At 62.9% G+C, this 18,717-nt stretch carries 18 protein-coding genes, 2 tRNA genes and 1 pseudogene; 12 read left to right on the forward strand and 9 right to left on the reverse strand.

From position 1 onward, the window contains the following. Positions 1–5 precede the first annotated feature (5 nt). Positions 6–82, reverse strand: a tRNA-His gene (locus LH19_RS12490). A gap of 114 nt (positions 83–196) precedes the next feature. Between LH19_RS12490 and LH19_RS12495 the strand changes: the two genes are divergently transcribed. After that, positions 197–877, forward strand: a complete 681-nt coding sequence (locus LH19_RS12495; protein ID WP_054728363.1) for a prolyl hydroxylase family protein — start codon at positions 197–199, stop codon at positions 875–877. 113 nt (positions 878–990) lie between these two features. Here the strand turns inward: LH19_RS12495 and LH19_RS12500 are convergent, their stop codons facing one another. Then, the gene (locus tag LH19_RS12500) at positions 991–1,737 is read right to left on the reverse strand and encodes an SIMPL domain-containing protein (protein WP_082395640.1); all 747 of its coding nucleotides are present in this window, start codon (positions 1,735–1,737) and stop codon (positions 991–993) included. A gap of 134 nt (positions 1,738–1,871) precedes the next feature. On the opposite strand from LH19_RS12500, the gene LH19_RS12505 reads away from it, so the two are divergent. After that, the gene (locus LH19_RS12505) at positions 1,872–3,647 is read left to right on the forward strand and encodes an ABC-F family ATP-binding cassette domain-containing protein (protein ID WP_054728366.1); all 1,776 of its coding nucleotides are present in this window, start codon (positions 1,872–1,874) and stop codon (positions 3,645–3,647) included. A gap of 5 nt (positions 3,648–3,652) precedes the next feature. Here LH19_RS12505 and LH19_RS12510 read toward each other — a convergent pair whose 3' ends face one another. Together LH19_RS12510 and LH19_RS12515 are read right to left on the reverse strand one after the other, a co-directional pair. After that, positions 3,653–3,973: a TM2 domain-containing protein gene (locus LH19_RS12510; protein ID WP_201258427.1), complete on the reverse strand. Its 321-nt coding sequence runs from the start codon at positions 3,971–3,973 to the stop codon at positions 3,653–3,655. A gap of 62 nt (positions 3,974–4,035) precedes the next feature. Next, on the reverse strand, positions 4,036–4,518 hold the full coding sequence (locus LH19_RS12515; RefSeq protein ID WP_054728370.1) for a DUF6456 domain-containing protein: 483 nt from the start codon (positions 4,516–4,518) through the stop codon (positions 4,036–4,038). A gap of 88 nt (positions 4,519–4,606) precedes the next feature. Here LH19_RS12515 and LH19_RS12520 point away from each other — a divergent pair, with 88 nt between their 5' ends. Together LH19_RS12520 and LH19_RS12525 are read left to right on the forward strand one after the other, a co-directional pair. Next, the gene (locus LH19_RS12520) at positions 4,607–5,167 is read left to right on the forward strand and encodes a helix-turn-helix domain-containing protein (RefSeq protein WP_054728373.1); all 561 of its coding nucleotides are present in this window, start codon (positions 4,607–4,609) and stop codon (positions 5,165–5,167) included. Between the two features lie 34 nt (positions 5,168–5,201). Continuing rightward, positions 5,202–6,368, forward strand: coding sequence for a glycosyltransferase (locus tag LH19_RS12525; protein WP_054728376.1), 1,167 nt, complete (start codon positions 5,202–5,204; stop codon positions 6,366–6,368). Here LH19_RS12525 and secF read toward each other — a convergent pair. From secF to yajC, 3 genes are read right to left on the reverse strand one after another with little or no spacing between them, the layout of a single operon-like run. Next, positions 6,365–7,345 carry a protein translocase subunit SecF gene (gene secF / locus LH19_RS12530; protein ID WP_054728379.1) on the reverse strand — a complete coding sequence of 327 codons (981 nt, stop codon included), beginning with the start codon at positions 7,343–7,345 and terminating at the stop codon, positions 6,365–6,367. The two genes, LH19_RS12525 and secF, sit on opposite strands and share 4 nt — an antisense overlap. 12 nt (positions 7,346–7,357) lie before the next feature. Further along, positions 7,358–8,971, reverse strand: a complete 1,614-nt coding sequence (gene secD, locus LH19_RS12535) for a protein translocase subunit SecD (protein WP_054728383.1) — start codon at positions 8,969–8,971, stop codon at positions 7,358–7,360. A gap of 50 nt (positions 8,972–9,021) precedes the next feature. Next, positions 9,022–9,351, reverse strand: coding sequence for a preprotein translocase subunit YajC (gene yajC / locus LH19_RS12540; protein WP_054588291.1), 330 nt, complete (start codon positions 9,349–9,351; stop codon positions 9,022–9,024). A 272-nt stretch (positions 9,352–9,623) separates the two neighbouring features. Here yajC and LH19_RS12545 point away from each other — a divergent pair. The 3 genes from LH19_RS12545 to LH19_RS28665 all read left to right on the forward strand — a co-directional run bounded on the left by LH19_RS12545 (position 9,624) and on the right by LH19_RS28665 (position 12,222). Then, positions 9,624–9,700: transfer RNA gene (locus LH19_RS12545), tRNA-Pro, on the forward strand. A 535-nt stretch (positions 9,701–10,235) separates the two neighbouring features. Then, entirely contained in the window at positions 10,236–11,840 is a 1,605-nt protein-coding gene (locus LH19_RS12550; protein WP_054728384.1) for a hypothetical protein, read from the forward strand. A 136-nt stretch (positions 11,841–11,976) separates the two neighbouring features. After that, positions 11,977–12,222: a hypothetical protein gene (locus LH19_RS28665; protein WP_145923377.1), complete on the forward strand. Its 246-nt coding sequence runs from the start codon at positions 11,977–11,979 to the stop codon at positions 12,220–12,222. Positions 12,223–12,278: 56 nt separating this feature from the next. Here the strand turns inward: LH19_RS28665 and LH19_RS29445 are convergent, their stop codons facing one another. After that, on the reverse strand, positions 12,279–12,419 hold the full coding sequence (locus tag LH19_RS29445; RefSeq protein WP_234716212.1) for a hypothetical protein: 141 nt from the start codon (positions 12,417–12,419) through the stop codon (positions 12,279–12,281). On the opposite strand from LH19_RS29445, the pseudogene LH19_RS12555 reads away from it, so the two are divergent. Both LH19_RS12555 and LH19_RS12560 read left to right on the forward strand, forming a co-directional pair. Then, positions 12,361–13,062: pseudogene (locus LH19_RS12555) on the forward strand (IS5 family transposase). The gene LH19_RS29445 and the pseudogene LH19_RS12555 overlap by 59 nt on opposite strands. Before the next feature lie 542 nt (positions 13,063–13,604). Then, positions 13,605–15,305 carry an ankyrin repeat domain-containing protein gene (locus tag LH19_RS12560; RefSeq protein ID WP_145923376.1) on the forward strand — a complete coding sequence of 567 codons (1,701 nt, stop codon included), beginning with the start codon at positions 13,605–13,607 and terminating at the stop codon, positions 15,303–15,305. Between the two features lie 86 nt (positions 15,306–15,391). On the opposite strand, the gene LH19_RS12565 is transcribed toward LH19_RS12560, so the two are convergent. After that, entirely contained in the window at positions 15,392–15,712 is a 321-nt protein-coding gene (locus LH19_RS12565) for a thermonuclease family protein (protein WP_054728390.1), read from the reverse strand. Positions 15,713–15,942: 230 nt separating this feature from the next. Here LH19_RS12565 and LH19_RS12570 point away from each other — a divergent pair, with 230 nt between their 5' ends. The 3 genes from LH19_RS12570 (at position 15,943) to LH19_RS12575 (ending at position 18,689) form a co-directional block, all read left to right on the forward strand. Beyond that, on the forward strand, positions 15,943–17,157 hold the full coding sequence (locus LH19_RS12570; protein WP_006954973.1) for an IS256-like element ISSpma2 family transposase: 1,215 nt from the start codon (positions 15,943–15,945) through the stop codon (positions 17,155–17,157). A gap of 377 nt (positions 17,158–17,534) precedes the next feature. Next, a complete protein-coding gene (locus LH19_RS27990) occupies positions 17,535–17,840 on the forward strand; it encodes an excalibur calcium-binding domain-containing protein (RefSeq protein WP_082395642.1) in 306 nt (101 codons plus the stop codon). Positions 17,841–17,852: 12 nt separating this feature from the next. Then, on the forward strand, positions 17,853–18,689 hold the full coding sequence (locus LH19_RS12575; protein WP_054728394.1) for a hypothetical protein: 837 nt from the start codon (positions 17,853–17,855) through the stop codon (positions 18,687–18,689). Positions 18,690–18,717: the final 28 nt, after the last annotated feature.

Below are 18,717 nucleotides of genomic sequence, written 5' to 3' on the forward strand. Positions count from 1 at the left end.
AAAAATGGGGCGACCAACGGGGCTCGAACCCGCGACCTCCGGTACCACAAACCGGCGCTCTAACCAACTGAGCTATGGTCGCCACATAAGCGAAGAGAGCCGCACTAAGCAGCCTCGACAGCGCGCGGCGAATAGGCGCGCATCCCCCCGCTCGTCAAGCATTGTTCGCACGCGCTTCCCTGCTAAAACGCGCGCCATGGCTGGCAACGAACATGTCGACATGAGCACCTCGGGCGCCGACGGGACCGCGGAGCGGCTCTCCGCTGTGCCCGGCATCCGTCGTGCGCCCACGGCAAAGCTGGAGCAGTTCATGCTCGCGCGCTTTCTCGATGCCGAAACCTGCGCCGCGCTGATCGCCCAGATCGACCGCGACGTCCGCCCGTCGACGATTGCCGATCCAAACGGCGACGACGCCTTCCGGACGAGCACGACGTGCGACCTCGACCACCGCGACCCGCTGGTCATCGCGGTGAACAACCGCCTCCACGACCTGACCGGCATCCCGCTCGAATATGGCGAACCGATGCAGGGGCAGCGTTATGACGTCGGGCAGGAGTTCAAGGCGCACACCGACTATTTCGACCCGCACGGCAGCGACTGGGAAACCTATTGCGCGATTCCCGGCCAGCGGAGCTGGACGCTGATGATCTATCTGAACGAGCCCGCCGCAGGCGGTGCGACGCGATTCCTGGCGACGGGCAAGATGCACCAGCCCGAAACGGGCAAGCTGCTCGCGTGGAACAATGTCCGCACCGACGGCACCGCCAACCCCGACACGCTCCATCACGGGATGAAGGTGCGCAAGGGGCGCAAATATATCATTACCAAATGGTTTCGCGAACGGCCGTGGCCGTGGGCGGCGGGGGAATTGGGGTAAGACCAGCTTGTATAAAACCCGCTCGCATCGAGCGAAGTCGAGATGCCCCGAAGGACAAGGCTACACCGATAGGTGTCTCGACTTCGCTCGACACGAACGGAACGATAGGCTGATTATCGCACCAGCCGGTACTGGAAGTTCAGCGTCAGCGTGTTGCCGACCTGCCCCGGCTCGACCGGCGTCGCCTTGCCGGCGGCGTCCATCGACTGGAGGCGCGCCATCGGCATCGGCGGCTGCGGGCCGCCAAAGCTGCCTTCGCTGATCGAAACCAGCTCGACGCCGCGGAAACCGGCAAGACGCGCATAATCCTGCGCTTTGGCTTCGGCCGCCTTGATCGCGGTGCCCCGCGCGCCGACGAGCTGCGCGTCGGGATCCTTCATACCGAACCACGGCCCGTCGACATTGGTGCCACCCGCCGCGACCAGCGCGTCGAGCAGCGGGCCGATGTCTTCGATCTTCGACGTCGTCGCGCGAACGCTGTTCGACACCTGATAGCCGAGGAAGCGCGGCGGCTGGCTGTCGGTGCGGTTGTTATAGTCATATTGCGGCGACAGGTTGATACCGCTCGTCTGGATATCCTCCGCCTTGATCCCGCGCGCCTTGGCGGCGGCGATCAGCTTGTCCATCGCGGCGGCATTCTGGCGCATCGCCTCGACCGCGGTCGGTGCGGTCGTCGTCACGCCGGCGCCGACGGTCGCCTGATCGGGGCGCGAACGCACCTCCTCGCTGACCGAAAAGCTCAGGATCGGTCCCTGCGTCGTCGCTGCGGTCACCGTCGAACCTCCTTGCTGTGCGAGCGCGGGCGTTGCCGCCATCAGCGCCAGTCCGGATGCCATAACGGCGAACATTTGCTTCGTCATTTCATTCTCCTCAGAACCGGGGTTCCGGCCGTGTCCGATCGTCACCCCGTAACGCAGACGGAGTGGACCCGTTCCGGCCTTTGTGCGCAGCGCGCTTGCATGATGCTGAACGTGTCGGTAGCGCGCCGTTCATCATGGCAGCTCCCATTCTTTCATATGAAGGCCTCGGCCTTGTGCAGGGCAGCGGCTGGCTGTTCCAGGATCTCGATATCTATGTCGGCGAGCGCGATCGGCTGGCACTGATCGGCCGCAACGGCGCCGGCAAGACGACCTTGCTCAAACTGCTCGCCGGACAGATCGATGCCGACAAGGGCAAGCGCACGATCGTTCCCGGCACGCATGTCGTGATGCTCGAACAGGAGCCCGATTTCCGGCCGTTCGCGACGCTGATGGATTTCGCCGTTGCGGGCACCGACGGCCCGCCCGAACATGAGGTCGCGGCGATCGCCGACCAACTCGGCATCGACATGTCGCGCACCGCCGCCAGTGCGTCGGGCGGCGAACGCCGGCGCGCCGCGCTGGCGAGAGCATTGGCGCAGAACCCCGACGTGCTGCTCCTCGACGAGCCGACGAACCACCTCGACCTCGCGGCGATCGACTGGCTCGAAAGCTGGCTCGCGCGCTACACCGGCGCCTTTGTCGCGATCAGCCACGACCGCACCTTCCTGACCCGCCTGACGCGCCAGACGTTGTGGCTCGACCGCGGCAGCATCCGCCGAAAGGAAATCGGCTTCGGCGGATTCGAGGAATGGAGCGATGCGGTCGCCGCAGAGGAAGCGCGCGCCGCCCAGAAGCTCGATTCGAAGCTGCGGCTCGAAGCGCACTGGCTCGAACGCGGGGTCACCGCGCGCCGCAAGCGCAATCAGGGGCGGCTCGAGAAGCTGAAGGAGATGCGCGCCACCCGCGCCGCGATGATCGGCGGCCCCGGCGTCGCCAAGCTTGGCCTTGCCAACGACGATGTCCGCTCGAAATCGGTGATCGTCGCCGAGGGCGTAACGAAGAGCTTCGGCGATCGCACGATCATCCGGAATTTCGATTTTCGCGTCCAGCGCGGCGACCGCATCGGCATCGTCGGCGCCAATGGCGCGGGCAAGTCGACCCTGCTCAAGCTGCTGACCGGCGAGATCCAGCCCGACAGCGGCAGCATCACCCTCGCCCCGACGCTCGACGGCATCGTCATCGACCAGCAGCGCAGCTTGCTCTCGCCCGAAAAGCGCGTCCGCGACATCCTCGCCGACGGCGGCGACTGGGTCGAAGTGCGCGGGGTCAAGAAGCATATCCAGGGCTATCTCAAGGAGTTCCTCTTCGATCCCGGCGTCGTCGAGGCGAGCGTCGGCGCGCTGTCGGGCGGCGAGCGGTCGCGCCTCCTCCTCGCGCGCGAATTTGCCCGCGAATCGAACCTGCTCGTCCTCGACGAGCCGACCAACGACCTTGATCTCGAAACGCTCGACCTGTTGCAGGAGGTCATCGCCGACTATGCCGGCACCGTGCTGCTCGTCAGCCACGACCGCGATTTCCTCGACCGTACGGTGACGGTGACGCTCGGCCTCGACGGGTCGGGCAAGGTCGATATCGTTGCCGGCGGCTATGCCGACTGGGAAGCGAAGCGGGTGAAACCCAATAGCGCCAAAACCAAGGCCGCGACCGCCGCACCGCCGCCCCCGCCAACCGCGCGCAAGAAGCTCAGCTACAAGGACCAGCGCGACTACGACCTGCTGCCCGACCGGATCGAGGCGATCGAGAAGGAAATGGCGGCGATCGAAGCCGAACTTTCCGACGGCACCCTCTTCACACGCGACAATGCGCGCTTCGCGACGCTCACCGCGAAGCTCGACACGCTGCGCGACGAAAAGATAGCGGCTGAAGATCGCTGGCTGGCGCTGGCTGAAGAGGTTGAGGGCCTAGGATAAACCGCTTAGCGAATTCCGGCGTTACCCGAGAACCTATCGACCAGCTTCATATTCTCTTCCCGCGCAATCGACGGTATCAGGAACAGGTCGACAATGACCCATATTCCCAATGGAATCCACGCGACGAAAAACGTGACCCATCCCAGTACCCATAGGACGAGCTGAGCGGCGCCAGAACCAGAACGACCAAGATAGAAACGATGGATGCCCAAGCCACCCAAGAAGATGCAAAGCAAATATGCCACACCGGTCGATTTACGATTTGCATCATACATCATATGTGCACGCGCCTGAATTAACGCATCGCCATCGTGCCGATTGTCCATGATTAGCCCCCAACAATGTCCCCAAAGCTATTTGCGTTAGATCTTCACCCGCCGTCAAATATTTAATCTGTCCCGTAAAATCTCGCCAGCCGGTCAAGCGCCAATCCCAACACCAGCTTTCCCGACCGCGCGGGCCAGCCCAGCGCCTTTTCCGCCCCGCCGATCCCCTCGCCCGCGCAGATCACCCGCCAGCAGATGTCGGCGAGTCCCGGTCCCGCTGCTTCGATTGCGCGATGAAAACGACGATGTGCATCGATTCGCGCCAGCGACGCATCCGACGCGCGCGCGCCGCCACGGCTCTTGCCCGGCGGCGCGGCGTCCCACCGCATCGTCACCCGCGCCCCCAGTCCCGCGCGCTCGTAATCGGTCCGCAGCCGCTCGCCGGCCCGGAGTTGCGCGTCGGTCAGCATCCCGCGCGACGCGAGCCAGGCGATCGGGCTTTCGGCGGCATTCACCGTCACATGGCGCATCACCTGCGGCCCTGCCTTTCCCGGGTCGATCCGGTCGTCGGGATGGAGGCGGGTTTCGAGGCGGCGCGTCGTCATGCGATTCTCCCTTGGCTTGCACGCCGGGCTTGACATGAGGATATTTTGTAGGAAATAAGAAACCGATTTGGTTATATAGGGTTTCGCCATGATCAACAGCATCCGCGCCGTCCGCCGGGCCAAGGGGCTCACATTGGAGGAAGTGGGCGCGCGCTGCGACCCGCCGACCACCGCGCAAACGATTGGTCGCCTCGAAACCGGCACCCGTACCCTGTCGCTCGGCTGGATGAACCGCATCGCCAAGGCGCTCGGTGTCGAAGCCGCCGAACTCGTGCAACTGCCGCAGGATACGCAGCTTACCATCACCGCGCTGCTCAGCGCCGAGGGTGCGCAAGCACCGACGCGCGTCGAACAGGCGCTGACCGCGCGGCCGGGAGAGGATATGGTCGCGGTCCGGGTCACCTCGTCGATCGGCGACTATCGTTCGGGGGATGAAATCTGGTGTCGACGGATCGAGGGCGACTGGGCCCATGCCCTCAACCGCGACCTGCTCGTACCCCGCCCCGCCGGCCGCTTCTTCTTCGCGCGGCTGCTCAACGTCGATGGTGAAAAGCTTCACCTCCTGCCGCTCGGCACCGGCCAGCGGCAACAGGTGGTGAATAACCCGCCTTGGGCGGCGGTCGCAGTGCGGCTGATCCGCACGCTGTGAGACCGCGTCCTGACGAACGGGTCACAGGCTTGCCATGACACCCTTACGCGTCCTGTCCATCGCGACGCTCTTTCCCGACGCCGCGCGCCCCAATTTCGGGCTGTTCGTCGAGAAGAGCCTGCGCGCTCTCGCCGCGCAGCCGGAGGTCGACCTCACGGTCGTCGCCCCGGTCGGCCTGCCGCCCTTCCCGCTGTCGCTCCATCCCCGCTACCGCGCGCTCCGCAAGCTGCCGCGCCGCGAGGATTGGCACGGCCTCACCGTCCACCGCCCGCGCTTCCGTCTCCTTCCGCGCATCGGTGCCCGCTTCAATCCCGACGCGATCGCGCGCGCCGTGATGCCGATCGCGCGGGCGAACCGTTTCGACGTCGTCGATGCGCAATTTTTCTATCCCGACGGCCCCGCCGCGATGCGCGTTGCCGACGCCCTCGGTCTCCCCTTCTCGATCAAGGCACGCGGCGCCGACATCAGCCATTTCGGCCACGATCCCGCCACCGCACCGCAACTGCTCGCTGCCGCCGATCACGCGGCGGGCCTGCTCGCGGTGTCGGACGCGATGCGACGCGACATGGCGGCGATCGGCATCGATCCCACGAAGATCGCGGTCCATTATACCGGCATCGATACCGCGCGCTTCCACCCCGGCGACCGCACCGCCGCGCGCGCCGCGCTCGGCATGGGTTCCGAACCCGCGATCTTGACCGTCGGCGCGCTGATCCCGCGCAAGGGACAGGCGCTGGTGATCGAGGCGCTCTCCGCACTTCCCGACGTCCATTACTGGCTCGCGGGCGCGGGCGAAGAAGAAGCAAGCTACCGCGCGCTGGCCGCGCGTCTCGGCGTCGCGCAGCGGGTCCATTTCATGGGACCGATCGCCAATGCCGAGTTGCCGCAGCTTTACCGTGCCGCCGATGCGGTGGTCATGCCGTCGGTCAGCGAAGGCCTTGCCAATGCGTGGGTCGAGGCGCTCGCCTGCGGCACGCCGATCGTGATCAGCGACGCCGGCGGCGCGGCCGAACTTGTCGCGTCTCCGGTCGCAGGACGCATTGTCGAACGCACCCCGCAGGCGATTGCGAACGCCGTACGGAGCATCCTTGCCACGCCACCGTCACCGGCCGATGTCGCGGCGACCCTTGCCGGCCGTTTCGACTGGAACCGCAACGGCCGCGAACTGGCGGAGCATCTCCGCCGGCTCGCTGCCGGTTAGACGACCGCGCCGTCGTCCTTGCGTTCGATGCGTTCGCCGCCTTCGATCCCGGCGCTGGTGCGCGGCACAAAGCTGCCCGGACCGACCTTCAGCCACACGAGCACCGGCGTCGACATCAACACCGACGAATAGCCGCCGATGAACACGCCGAACAGCATCGCGGCGGTGAAGCCGAAAATCACGTCGGGGCCGAAAATCAGCAGCATGCCGAGCGCCAGCACCATCGCGACGGTGGTCATCACGGTGCGCGACAGCGTCTCGTTGATGCTGAGGTTGAGCAGCGGAATGATTTCCATCTTGCGGTATTTTTTCAGATTCTCGCGAATCCGGTCGTACACGACGATGGTATCGTTGAGCGAATAACCGACGATCGTCAGCAGCGCTGCGACGCTGTTGAGGTCGAATTGCATCTGCGTCACCGCGAACAGCCCGAAGGTCAGCGACACTTCGTGGAACAGGCGGCCGAGCGCGCCGACGCCGAACTGCCATTCGAAGCGGATCCAGATGTAGATCGAAATGCCGATGATCGCGAGCCCGAGGCTGAGCGCGCCGGTGCGGATCAATTCCTCGGACACCTTGCCCGACACGGTTTCGACCGACCCCGTCTTGGCGGTCGGAAAGGCTTTCTGGATGCCGGCGACAAGCTGTTGCCCCGCACGTTCGGCGACCGTCTTGTCGCCTTCAGGCAGCGCGGTGCGGATCGATACCGCCTTGTCCGACCCGAATTGCTGGATCGTCGCTTCGCCGAGGCCGATATGGCCGACCTTCTCGCGAATTTCGTCGATCGGCGGCATTTCCTGGGTGAATTCGACGCGGACCGACTGGCCGCCGACGAAGTCGACGCCGAAGTTCAGGCCCTTCACCGCGACGAGGGCGATCGACACCGCGACGAGGAAAAAGCTCATGAACGAGGCGAGCTTCCGCCAGCGCAGAAAGTCGATGTTCGTGTTGTCGGGGACGAGTTTCAGCAAGCGCATCGTTTCGCTCCCTTAAATATTGATCGACGTCGGACGCTTGGTCCGCAGCCAGTGGGCGACGAACATCCGCGTGACGGTGACGGCGGTGAAGACGCTGGTGACGATGCCGATGGTCAGCACGACCGCGAAGCCCTTGATCGGGCCCGACCCGAACCAGAACATCAGCGATGCCGCGATAACGTTGGTGACATTCGCGTCGAAAATCGCGCGGCTGGCCTCGGAATAGCCGAGTTCGACCGCCTGGAACACCTTGCGCCCGCGCGCGAGTTCTTCGCGTATTCGTTCGTTGATCAGCACGTTCGCGTCGACCGCGGCGCCGATCGTCAGCACGAAGCCCGCAATACCCGGCAACGTCAGCGTCGCGTTGAAGGCCGCCATGATCGCGATGATCAGGAAGACGTTAAAGACGAGTCCGATACATGCATAGACGCCGAAGCGGCCATAGACGACGAGCATCAGCGTCAGCACGGAGATCGTCGCGATAATCCCTGCGATCGCGCCCTTGCGGATCGAGTCGGCGCCGAGTTCGGGGGTAACGGTCCGTTCCTCGACCACCGCCATCTTCACCGGCAGCGCGCCCGAGCGCAGCGAGATCGCCAGCGCGTTGGCGCTCGCGACGCTGAAGCTGCCCGAGATCTGGGCGCTGCCGCCCAGAATCGGTTCGTTAATCGACGGCGCCGACAGCACCTTGCCGTCGAGCACCATCGCGAATCTTTTGCCGACGCTCTGCGCCGTCACCTTGGCGAAGGTGTTCGACCCGCCCGAATCGAAACGGATCGACACGACCGGCTGGTTCGACTGCGGATCATAGCTCTGCTTGGCGTCGATCAACTGTTCGCCGCTGATCATCACCTGGCGGCGGAGCACCTCGAATGCGGCGCCATTGCCCTCGCCTTCGGCATAGGGGACGATTTCGCTGCCCACGGGTACACGGCCGGCGGCGGCCTCGTTCGGGTCGGCGTTGGCGTCGACCATGCGGAATTCGAGACGTGCGGTCTTGCCGATCAGTTCCTTCAGCGCCGCAGGGTCCTGCAGGCCCGGCACCTGGACGACGATGCGGTCGTTGCCCTGACGGATGATCGTCGGCTCGCGCGTGCCGAGCGCGTTGACGCGGCGGTCGATGATGTCGCGCGCCGTGTCCATCGCATGCGCGATGGCCTGCGTCTGCCCGGCGTTGGTCGGGGTCAGCACGATCCGCGTGACGTCGACGATGTTGATGTTCCAGTCGCGCTGACCGGTCAGCCCCGCGCCCTGCGTCTCGTTGAACAGCCGGTCGCGCGCTTCGTCGAGCTGCGTCTGGTCGCGGACGAGGAAACTGATCTGGTTGCTCGCGACGCGCAGTTCGCCGATCCCGATATCGTCGTCAGGACCGCGCTCGCCGCGCATCGCGGCGCGCACCGTCTTTTCCATATTCGCAAGCTGCGTCTTGCGCAGGTCGGCGATGTCGGCTTCGAGCAACAGGTGGCTGCCGCCGGCAAGGTCGAGGCCCAGATTGACCTTCGTCTGCGCGATCGACGGCAGGCTGTTGAACGTCTTTTCCGGCACAAAGCTGGGAATCGAAAAGAGGATACCGAGCAGCAGGATGATGCTGATGCCGATGGTCTTCCAGCGCGGGAAATCTAGCATAGGGTAGATCCGATGGCCTGGGCCGGCCCGCCGCAGCGGGCCGTGCCGCGTCAGTCGTTGGCGGGCTTGCCGCCGGGCTGGAGAACGTCGGCGAGGGTCGACTTCACGACCTTGATCTTCACGCCCTGCGCGATTTCGACATCGGCGAAATCATCGTCGACGCGCGTCACCTTGCCGACGATACCGCCGCCGGTCACGACCTGATCGCGCGGCTTGACCGCCGCGACCTTGGCGCGATGTTCCTTCGCGCGCTGCTGTTGCGGGCGGATCAGGAAGAACCAGAAAACGACGAAGATCAGCAGATAGGGCACCAGCATGAGCAAACCGGCGGCCCCGCCGCCCGATCCGGCCGCCTGGGTCAGAAGCAATTGCGTCGACATGAATGAAAGACTTTCCGTTCGATACGCCGCCGTCCCCCACGGAACGGCCACGCAAGAATATGGCGGGGCGCCTATCACGCAGGGGGCCCGCACGCAACCGTCGCTGCGCCCTCCCCCGACGGCAAGCGTCCTGCAAATGGGGAGTGCGGGGCGAAGGTCAAGGCTCGACGGCAAAGTGACGCCGTGCCCGCGCTTCCGCTTCGACTTTGCTCAGGAGCCTTGCATCGCCCGCGAAGCCGCGCTAGGGGCCTCGCCTGCCCAACAGGGCCGGTCGGGACGTAGCGCAGCCTGGTAGCGCATCACACTGGGGGTGTGGGGGTCGGAGGTTCGAATCCTCTCGTCCCGACCAATTAAATCAGAGACTTATACGCTCCATTGACCGCATAATGCGGCGTCATAGTTCTCTCAGCAAGCATATAGCAATCACGCTTCACAATTTCGCACAACGTGATTTTTGCCTCGTTTCAGGCTTGTAACAGGCGCTTAGGCTGCATTTTCTCGGGCGCTCGCTGCTGATCTGGCCCTAATGACCGGCATTGGCCGGTTGCAGACTGTCCGCAATTGGGTGTCAAACAAGGAGAGCGGACGTTCAACGAAGAGCCGGAGAGCTCGCTCAACGGGATAGCGAGATTTACTGGCTAGACTTTGATGTTTTTCGTCAGGGTCAGCGCATCTTCAACGTCGACGCCGGGGTAAACGCCCTTACATAAGTCATCTCGCGGACAGGTCGAGCGCTTCTCGCGCGCGCTGCGAATGTCGCTTGATCGGCAACGTGACAATCAGAACGTCTCAAGCTATCGGCGTCTTGGGTCGCGCCGCTTTTCTTCTCTCGCCGAGGCGACACGATGCGCATACCTGTTTTATCCCGACTATCCACTTTGCTGATGCTGGCACTTGGCGCGGGTGCAGACGCGCAGGCCCAAGCCGGTCTCGAAAGCTGGACCTGCACCGCGGTCGCAGAAGGCGCCCATTGCATTGAAAGGCTGGACGCCGCCGATCTTGCCGTCGCGGTTCAGTCGTCAGCGCGCGATTTGCGCAAGCTCAAGGCCTACAGCGCGGAGGAATGGCGCAAACAGCAGCGCGGCGCGCAGGGCAAAGGCCCGATGGGTCAGTATAAGCTCGGGATTGCCGACGCCTCCGGAGCGGTCGTCTTGCCCCCGCTCTACAATCATGTCGCGATCGTCGATGACAATACCGCCTACGCCGTGCTGCTGACGATGAATGGCAAGGCTGCGCGGTACGACAATCTGATGATCGACCTCACGACCGGAGTATCTCGGCCTGCCGACCCCGGTCTCCCCACCTTCTTCCGTCCTCAAACCTATTTGACCGCGTCGGGCCATCGCTATGTCGTGGGTTACAATGACAGACATTCCGAGGCCGCCGTGCCGTTCAACCACCAGCGTTTCCGGGCGTGGGACGGCAACAGGTTTCGGGTTCTCGGTGATGTCAGTCTCGAAGGCGGGGGCTCGAGCGGCCCCAACCTCCTGCGATTGTACGGCGAAGTGCTGGTGCTCCGACAGACGTCGTTGAGCCACATCACCCCTGTGCGCATCTTCGACCGATCGCTCACCGAACTTCACAAGGACCGCGACCTTGTCATCGCACGTGACGACAAATGGCGGCTCACGACCCTCGCCGCAGTGGAACCGATCGATGGCAACCGGGTCTACCGTCCGCTCACAGCGAACGGTGAGTTGGAGACGCGGCCCGATGGTTGGATCGGGTTCGTGGCCAGCCACCCCGATCCGCAGTGGGAATTGTACGACGGGAATTTGCGCGTCAGCGTTTATCGGACGCCGCGCGGGATCCGCTACCGTTACGCTGGCGGCGAATATGTATCGCTCGTCACCGATCCAGCGCTGATACCGGCTTTCTTCGGCAATTTCCGCGGTCGCACCGGGCGCCAGACGGTATTGGGACGGCTCGAGACCGGGCAATGGACCGCAGTCGAAGATCCGGCGCGCCAGACCTATGCGAGCGTCGCCGACGCCGTCGCCGACCTGCCGCGCCGCAACAGTAACATCGGTGCCGCCGCCTACGCAGCCGCTCAGGCCGCGCGAAGCAAAGGCGACCGAGGCCAGCTAATCGCGGATTTCCAGGCCCATCTCGACACGCCTGCCTATTCACCCGACGGCACGAGCCTGATCGCCAAGGCACGCAGGCTCGGCGGAGACTATCTTCTGACCTATGCGCGGCGCTTTCCGCTGGAACCGCAGGACCTCGCCGTTCTGTGCACCGGTGGCCGGAATGCAATGATTTGCGACAGTCAGCGCTCGCGTCTCGCTGCGCTCGATGCCGCCAAGGCCGCGCGCGCCGAGCGTGGCGCCGAAGCCGCTGCATTCGCGAATGCCATGGCGGCAGCGGCCAGCCGCCCGAGTGATCCGGCGCTTGTCACGGTCCGCACCTATGACAGCAAAGGCAATTACCTCGGCGATCGTCTGATGACCCCGTCTCAGGCCCAGACGATCGGCGCCAGAGCCTATTGAGGGCAAAGCATATCTACAATGCACCCGCACATCAGGAAGACAGCCGGTACCGAGGTAAGGTTTTAAGGATCGAACGGCTTGAACCGCACCCAGTCCAACGGTCGAATATCGATGAGCAAGAAAAGGGAGACCGACGATGGCAAAAGGAAACTATCTTATCACGGGTGCCGCCATGGCGGCAGTGGTCGTCATGACATCGGCGGATGCGAAGTCTCCTCCACCACCGGCTGAAGTGGCTTCCCGTTGGGAAAGCTATTTTGCTGACAGCAGCTATAGCTATTATCGCGACCCGGCGATCGTCCGCGACGAAACGAACGCAAGTTTGTGGAAGGTATCCGTGCCGACGCCGTCCATGAGCAAACTCGGCGTTCCCACGAGCTAGGGTTAAAACCCAATCAGCCTCTTGAAATTGCTTGTATGTATTGATTCAAAGGGCCTTCACCGCAGCGGGAGGCCCTTCACGATGTCGCGTTCTTTATTCTGGTTGTCGGACGAAGCTTGGCTGGCGATCGAGCCGTACTTGCCCCGGAACCAGCCTGGTGCGCGACGGGTCGATGACCGGCGGGTGATTTCGGGCATCCTTCATGTACTGAAATCCGGCTGCCGGTGGTGCGACTGTCCGGCAGACTATGGACCATCGACGACGGTCTACAACCGCTTCAACCGCTGGTCGCGGCGGGGGTTCTGGACGAAGTTGCTCGATGCCTTGGCAGGGGCGGGTGCGGTGACGAAGAGCACGGCGATCGATAGCACCTACATCAAAGCCCAGCGCTCGGCCTTTGGTGGAAAAGGGGGCGCCAGACGCAGGCGATCGGTCGTTCTCGCGGCGGCTGGACAACCAAGATCCATGCCCTGACCGACGTTCTCGGCCGCCCCTATGCCCTTATGCTGACGGCGGGCAATGTCAGCGATGTGAAGGCTGCACCGGCACTGCTCGAACGCGCCGGACCGATGCGCTACCTGCTCGGCGACAAGGGCTACGACGCAAACCGGCTGCGGACGTCCTTTGCGCGAGAATGGCACCAGCCCCGTCATTCCGGGTCGCCGCAACCGCAAGCGAGCCATCCGATACGATCAGCACCGCTACCGTAGCCGGCACCTCATCGAAAATGCCTTCTGCCGGATCAAAGACTTCCGTCGGATCGCCACACGCTACGACAAGCTCGCCGCCAACTTCCTGTCAGCCGTCGCGCTGGTCACTACCTTGGCCTTCTGGCTCTGAATGAGTCTCAGCCCTATGAACGGGTGACCTATGATTGCGTGGGCAAGCGCAAGAAGATCATGGACATAAAACGCTTCAAGGCGGATGGATCGATCCAGCCGCCGCCTGAAAAGGATGTCAAACTGGACAGCTGGTTTCCGACGCTGAGCGCGTCGGATACATTGCTTCTACGCGAAGTTTGTTCATCGATTTGATGGTCGCGCAACGTCGTCGCAGAATCGCCAATGACCGCGACTAGGTAGAAGCCGCGACTTCGTCGTCGCATGCAAGCCACCGCTATCGATCGGCGACAATTGAGCTCGCCCAATGCGCGGGGGCGCTGATCAAGGTTGGCCGATTACCGACGGGCAGGTTTCAGGCCCGCATTCAAGATAGCCGACATTCGCCGGCTCTTGGCGCAGACAACGGCATGGTAGGCAATGTCACTCCGACGGCCCACCTTCGCGCCACTGTAACGACTTTTACACTCCCCTAGATTTAGAAGGACAAGTACTTAGTCTTTCACTCGATTTTCCGACTCTTCTGCTCGATACGGACAGCTCATGTTCATGAGACTTATTGCATTATCCTTCGCCTTTGCTGCAGCCGTCCCGGGAGGTTCGGCAGAAAAATCTCCGCATGACCCAGAAAAAGCGTTTCGCGAATATTGGAATGGCTGCCCATACAGGGACGAGCGTTTTCCCAATCCAGAAGATGCGCGGATGCTGGAAGCGCAGCGGCAGTTCAACGCTATATTGGCTGAAGGATCGGGAGAGCCGCTAGCGGATGCTGATCGCGCCGCCGCAACCGGTGACTTTCGGCTGATTTGGTCGAGCTCTATGAGTGGTCCGGCAGTGATTGGAGCGGCCTGCCGCTTTCCGCGGGATCATCCTTCACAATCGTCGACGCCGCTGACACGCGCAAGCTTGGGCATGGGGCATAGCCCGGATAGATGCGATAGAAATCCCGGCGGATGCGAATTGGAAAAGCGCTCCTATCAATATGCCGTCGTGTACAATCAGGCGATGATTTCCGGTCCGATGTTCCCCTACCCCGACCTGTGCGTCGCCCCCGTCCCGGCGAGCGGCCAAGCCGAGTACCCGTCACTCATCGATATCCAGGGCCTCACTGGCAAGCCGACCCCGCCAATCGATCAACCACGGACGCTTGGCGAGGCAGCTCGACGAGGCACGCAAGCCTCGCTCAAGAGGTGGATCGCTCGATCACCCGCAGAACTCGACCGTCAAGACGACTTCGGGCTTACTCCTTTGGCTTGGGCCGCGATTGAAGACCGCACCGACGCGGCGAAGATGTTGATCGCGAGCGGCGCAGATCCGCTGGCCGGTTGCGCGCCCGTGCGCGGCGACGGACGGAGTATCCCACTGCGCATCGCACTTCAGCTTCAACGAGAAGAAATTTCGAAGGCGATGCTGAGCCCTGACGTTATAGACCGTCTGAAGCCATGGCCAGGCTCAATTCTGCTGGCAGCCGTCCGCGGAGACAATGTGGATCTCGTATCCCGGATCCTGCGCGAAGAGCATGAACGCGTCTACACGCTGAGGTTGATGTCCTTTGCAATTGCCAACCAGTCGCTCGATATGATCGCCACCCTGAGCACCGGCTCCCCTGATGGGAGTGAGGCTTTACTGGAGATGGCCATTGCCAAACAAAATATGGATATGGTGCGGCAAGCGCTTGCATCAAACGCGTCGCCAAATGGCAAAGCTAACCAGCGACAATCTCCACTTGGTTATGCGGTATTGTTTGGCGAGGGCGTAACCGACCAAATAGTGCGCGAGCTTTTGGACCACGGCGCATCGCCAGACAGCCCCGTGCAGTGGGAGACAGGCTATCCAAGTGGCTCAAAACCCAACGCCGCCTTGGTTGGACTGGTAGCGAACGCGCAGCGTCAATCTCACCACGGAGCTAGTCCCCGCGAACTTGACATTTCTGCGGCTCAGCTCAGGACCCTCGATATGCTGATTTCGGCGGGCGCCACGATTAACGTGGCGGATGACAATGGACGCCCACTTGCTGTGTTGGCAGCGGTCGGACGCTACGGAAGGATGACGAGGCAGCACCTTCCGCCAGAGTGGTTCGAACGTCTTGTAGCTGCCGGGATGAACATCAACGCAACGTGGAAGGGCGGCAGTGCCCTAGATTGGCTCGATCATCTGGAGATGAGCGATCACGAGACTGCGCGGGCTATAACGAAACTCGGAGGGCGCCGGATCAAACCGCTACCCAAAGGCGAACGCTTCTGACACGGCAGTTTACCGCTGGACTTGGCCGGTTGCGGACTGTCCGGTTTAATCGCGGCTCGCGCTAAAACTGACTTCGTGCACTCGGCTCAGCACCAAGGTTTGCGTCCGCCCTCATACCAGCGCGCGAGCCCTTCATCGACGAGGGTTTCTCCGACGCTTTCGCCGTCGACCAACACGATGCGCAGCTTCCGGCCATATTGGTCTGCATCCCGATCGATCGGCTCCAACGAGATTCTGCCGCCCTGGAGAATTTCTTGCAGCCGCACCGTAGCCCGGTCTCCCAGATCCTTTTCGGCCTGGCACCGATAGTCTTGGGTCTCGGGCGTATCGATGTCGGCAATCCGGATCTTCACCCCCTCGAGCCAGATCGTGTCTCCATCGACCACGCAGTTGTAGCCACCGCCCACATGGCAAAATGAAAAGCTTAACCGCTTCGAAGACTCGCTCGGTTCGGACGTTTCGGCAGGTGCGGCGCTGACTGTTAGCGTCCGCGCTCGTGGTGTAATTTCCGGTGTAGGCGATGGTGTATTCCGGGGTGGGGCATGCCCCACCCCGGAATGCGGCGTCGCTGGTGGCCACCGGGTTCATCGTTATGGTGGAGTTTGCACACTTCAACCGTGACGAAGAGGAGTTCCCGATGACCGAGGACAGATTACTGATCGAAGAGCTTGCTGCGAAGGGCGGCCAACCGGATTTTTTGCGCACCATCGCCGAGAACGTGCTGCAGCTGATCATGGAGGCCGACGTTGATGGCCTGATCGGCGCGGGTCGCCACGAACGCAGCAGCGAGCGCGCGACCTGGCGCAACGGCTATCGCGACCGTTCGCTGGATACCCGGGTAGGCACGCTGAACCTGAAAATCCCCAAGCTGCGTGCTGGGTCCTACTTTCCGGGCTTCCTTGAGCCCCGCAAGATGGTCGAGAAAGCGCTGGTTGCGGTGATCCAGGAAGCGTGGATCGGCGGGGTCAGCACCCGGCGGGTCGATGAACTCGTCCAGGCCATGGGCATGACCGGCATCTCCAAGTCCACCGTCTCCAAGCTTTGCAAGGACATTGACGAGCGCGTCCATGCCTTTCTGAAACGCCCGCTCACCGGCGAATGGCCGTATCTCTGGCTCGATGCCACCTATCTCAAGGTACGCGAAGGCGGGCGGATCATCAGCGTTGCCGCAATAATCGCCATGGCCGTCAACACCGAGGGCCGGCGCGAGATCGTCGGCCTGCATATCGGCCCCTCGGAAGCGGAGGTCTTCTGGTCCGACTTCCTGAAGGACCTTGTTCGGCGCGGTCTTACCGGCGTGAAGCTGGTCATCTCCGATGCTCACGAGGGCCTCAAGGGCGCGATCACCCGCGTCATGGGCGCCACCTGGCAGCGCTGCCGGGTGCACTTCATGCGCAATGCCCTGTCCTATGTGCCCAAGGGCCAGAACACTGTCGTCGCCGCCGCGATCCGCCAGGTCTTCCTGCAGCCCGATCAGAAAAGCGCAACGCAGGTCTGGCGACAGGTCGCCGACCAGTTGCGCACCCGTTGGCCCAAGCTCGGCGCCTGCATGGACGAGGCCGAAACCGACGTGCTCGCCTACACCGGCTTTCCCACCCAGCACCGCACGAAGTTACACTCAACCAATCCGCTCGAGCGGCTCAACAAGGAGGTCAAGCGCCGCGCCGACGTCGTCGGAATCTTCCCGAACGAAGACAGCATCATCCGCCTCGTCGGGGCTGTGCTGATGGAGCAGAACGACGAGTGGCAGCTCCAGCACCGATACATGCAGATCGAAGGCATGGCCGAACTCAACCAACCCATGATCGAGGAGGAAAATCAGCCCCTACACATCACCGCCAAAGCCGCCTGACGATGGCCCACGGCCACAGCCGAAATTACACCACCTTGACGGACGCGACCCGCTGACTAGCGACAATGTTTCGCGAGACACGCCTCCAAACCAACCCGACATATAGCCTTGGGTGACCGCAATGGTGGCAACGAATACCAGCAGGAACAGGAGGAATATGGGCGGCTTGCGGCGGACCGGTCGCCGCCTCGGCGGCCGCTTCCATTGGTTTCCTTGACGTCCGCGATACTTGCGCATGATGCCTCCCGAGCGGCCACAGCATAGTTCCGCGAGGCTCTGCTGCCATCCCGAAATCGAACAAAACAAAGTCGGCTGACACGAATACAGGATTCGACAGCCGTTCCATTACGAGGCATCTTCCGGGCGGGGACAGGGCTATGCATTATTTCCTGATTGCTACAGCATTGGCTGTTTTGACATTGCCTGCCGTCGTGGCTGCCCATGGGGGCGGCCTCGCGGCGGACGGCTGTCACAATGATCGCAGGAATGGCGGGCGGCATTGCCACCGTGCGCCAAGCGGAACGGCGCCACGCGCCGAACGGCCGCAGCGCCTTAGCGGTCCATCCAGGGCTTATCCCAACTGCAGCGCAGCACGCGCCGCGGGCGCGGCGCCGGTCCGCCGCGGCGATCCCGGCTATGGCCAGCACCTCGACCGGGATAACGACGGTATCGGATGCGAATGATCTGGGGGAACCATGACCACTTATTTTAAGATTGCAGCGGCGATTGCGCTTAGCTGCTGCTCCGTCGCTGCGGCAGCCGAGGATTTGACAATCAACGACATCGTCGCGCTGACAGAGATGCAACTCGGCGACGCCGCCATCATCGCGAAGATCGAAGCCGAAGCGTCAAGCTTCGACCTCACCACCGATCAGATGATCGAACTCAAGAAGAAGGGCGTGTCGAGCAACGTCATCGCGGCAATGGTAAGATCGCGCAAGGCCGACACTGCCGCCGAACTATCGGTGGACTCGTCCGATCCCAATGTGCCGCACCCGCCGGGCGTCTACCTCCTTCACGGGACCGTCGAGAAGGGTCGGATGGAGCGCATCGAGCCTACCAGCTCGAGCCAAGTTAAGACCGGCGGCATCTGGGGCTATGCGCTGACCGGCGGCATTGCCTCGGCCAGCGTCAAGGTATCGATCCCGAATGCCGCTGCGCGGGTCGTGTCGATCAGCAAGCCTTACTTCTATTTCTTCTTCGACGAATCCCAAAAGGGCGCGACCCCCAGCTCCTTCATGGGATCGGCATTTCTCGCGAGCTCACCCGCTGACTTCAACCTCGTTCGCCTTGACAAGAAGAAGGATCGCCGGGAGGCGCGCGTCGGCAGCATGAACATCGGCGGAGCCAAGATGGGCGTGATGGACAAGGACCGCATCACGATCGAGTATGAACTCATCCGTCCGGGTGTCTACAAGGTCAAGGCCGGCGACCCGCTGGTGCCTGGCGAATATGGCTTCCTCTACTCGCTGCCGGGCGCCGCGGCGGGCGGGGCCGCTAATGCCCGCATCTTCGATTTCTCGGTGAAGTGATTGCGAGCCAAAGCAAATGGTGCGCCGA

The sequence above is a fragment of the Sphingopyxis macrogoltabida genome, from assembly GCF_001314325.1.
Classification (GTDB): domain Bacteria; phylum Pseudomonadota; class Alphaproteobacteria; order Sphingomonadales; family Sphingomonadaceae; genus Sphingopyxis; species Sphingopyxis macrogoltabida.

Excerpts from the sequence above, each read along its gene's own strand:
- LH19_RS12550 (WP_054728384.1), top strand. The coding sequence starts at position 10,236 with ATGCTGGCACTTGGCGCGGGTGCAGACGCGCAGGCCCAAGCCGGTCTC.
- LH19_RS12570 (WP_006954973.1), top strand. The coding sequence starts at position 15,943 with ATGACCGAGGACAGATTACTGATCGAAGAGCTTGCTGCGAAGGGCGGC.
- LH19_RS12510 (WP_201258427.1), bottom strand. The coding sequence starts at position 3,973 with ATGGACAATCGGCACGATGGCGATGCGTTAATTCAGGCGCGTGCACAT.
- LH19_RS12505 (WP_054728366.1), top strand. The coding sequence starts at position 1,872 with ATGGCAGCTCCCATTCTTTCATATGAAGGCCTCGGCCTTGTGCAGGGC.
- LH19_RS12515 (WP_054728370.1), bottom strand. The coding sequence starts at position 4,518 with ATGACGACGCGCCGCCTCGAAACCCGCCTCCATCCCGACGACCGGATC.
- secF (WP_054728379.1), bottom strand. The coding sequence starts at position 7,345 with ATGCGCTTGCTGAAACTCGTCCCCGACAACACGAACATCGACTTTCTG.
- LH19_RS12495 (WP_054728363.1), top strand. The coding sequence starts at position 197 with ATGGCTGGCAACGAACATGTCGACATGAGCACCTCGGGCGCCGACGGG.
- LH19_RS12575 (WP_054728394.1), top strand. The coding sequence starts at position 17,853 with ATGACCACTTATTTTAAGATTGCAGCGGCGATTGCGCTTAGCTGCTGC.
- LH19_RS27990 (WP_082395642.1), top strand. The coding sequence starts at position 17,535 with ATGCATTATTTCCTGATTGCTACAGCATTGGCTGTTTTGACATTGCCT.
- LH19_RS29445 (WP_234716212.1), bottom strand. The coding sequence starts at position 12,419 with ATGCCCGAAATCACCCGCCGGTCATCGACCCGTCGCGCACCAGGCTGG.
- LH19_RS12520 (WP_054728373.1), top strand. The coding sequence starts at position 4,607 with ATGATCAACAGCATCCGCGCCGTCCGCCGGGCCAAGGGGCTCACATTG.
- LH19_RS28665 (WP_145923377.1), top strand. The coding sequence starts at position 11,977 with ATGGCAAAAGGAAACTATCTTATCACGGGTGCCGCCATGGCGGCAGTG.
- LH19_RS12500 (WP_082395640.1), bottom strand. The coding sequence starts at position 1,737 with ATGACGAAGCAAATGTTCGCCGTTATGGCATCCGGACTGGCGCTGATG.
- yajC (WP_054588291.1), bottom strand. The coding sequence starts at position 9,351 with ATGTCGACGCAATTGCTTCTGACCCAGGCGGCCGGATCGGGCGGCGGG.
- LH19_RS12560 (WP_145923376.1), top strand. The coding sequence starts at position 13,605 with ATGTTCATGAGACTTATTGCATTATCCTTCGCCTTTGCTGCAGCCGTC.
- secD (WP_054728383.1), bottom strand. The coding sequence starts at position 8,971 with ATGCTAGATTTCCCGCGCTGGAAGACCATCGGCATCAGCATCATCCTG.
- LH19_RS12525 (WP_054728376.1), top strand. The coding sequence starts at position 5,202 with ATGACACCCTTACGCGTCCTGTCCATCGCGACGCTCTTTCCCGACGCC.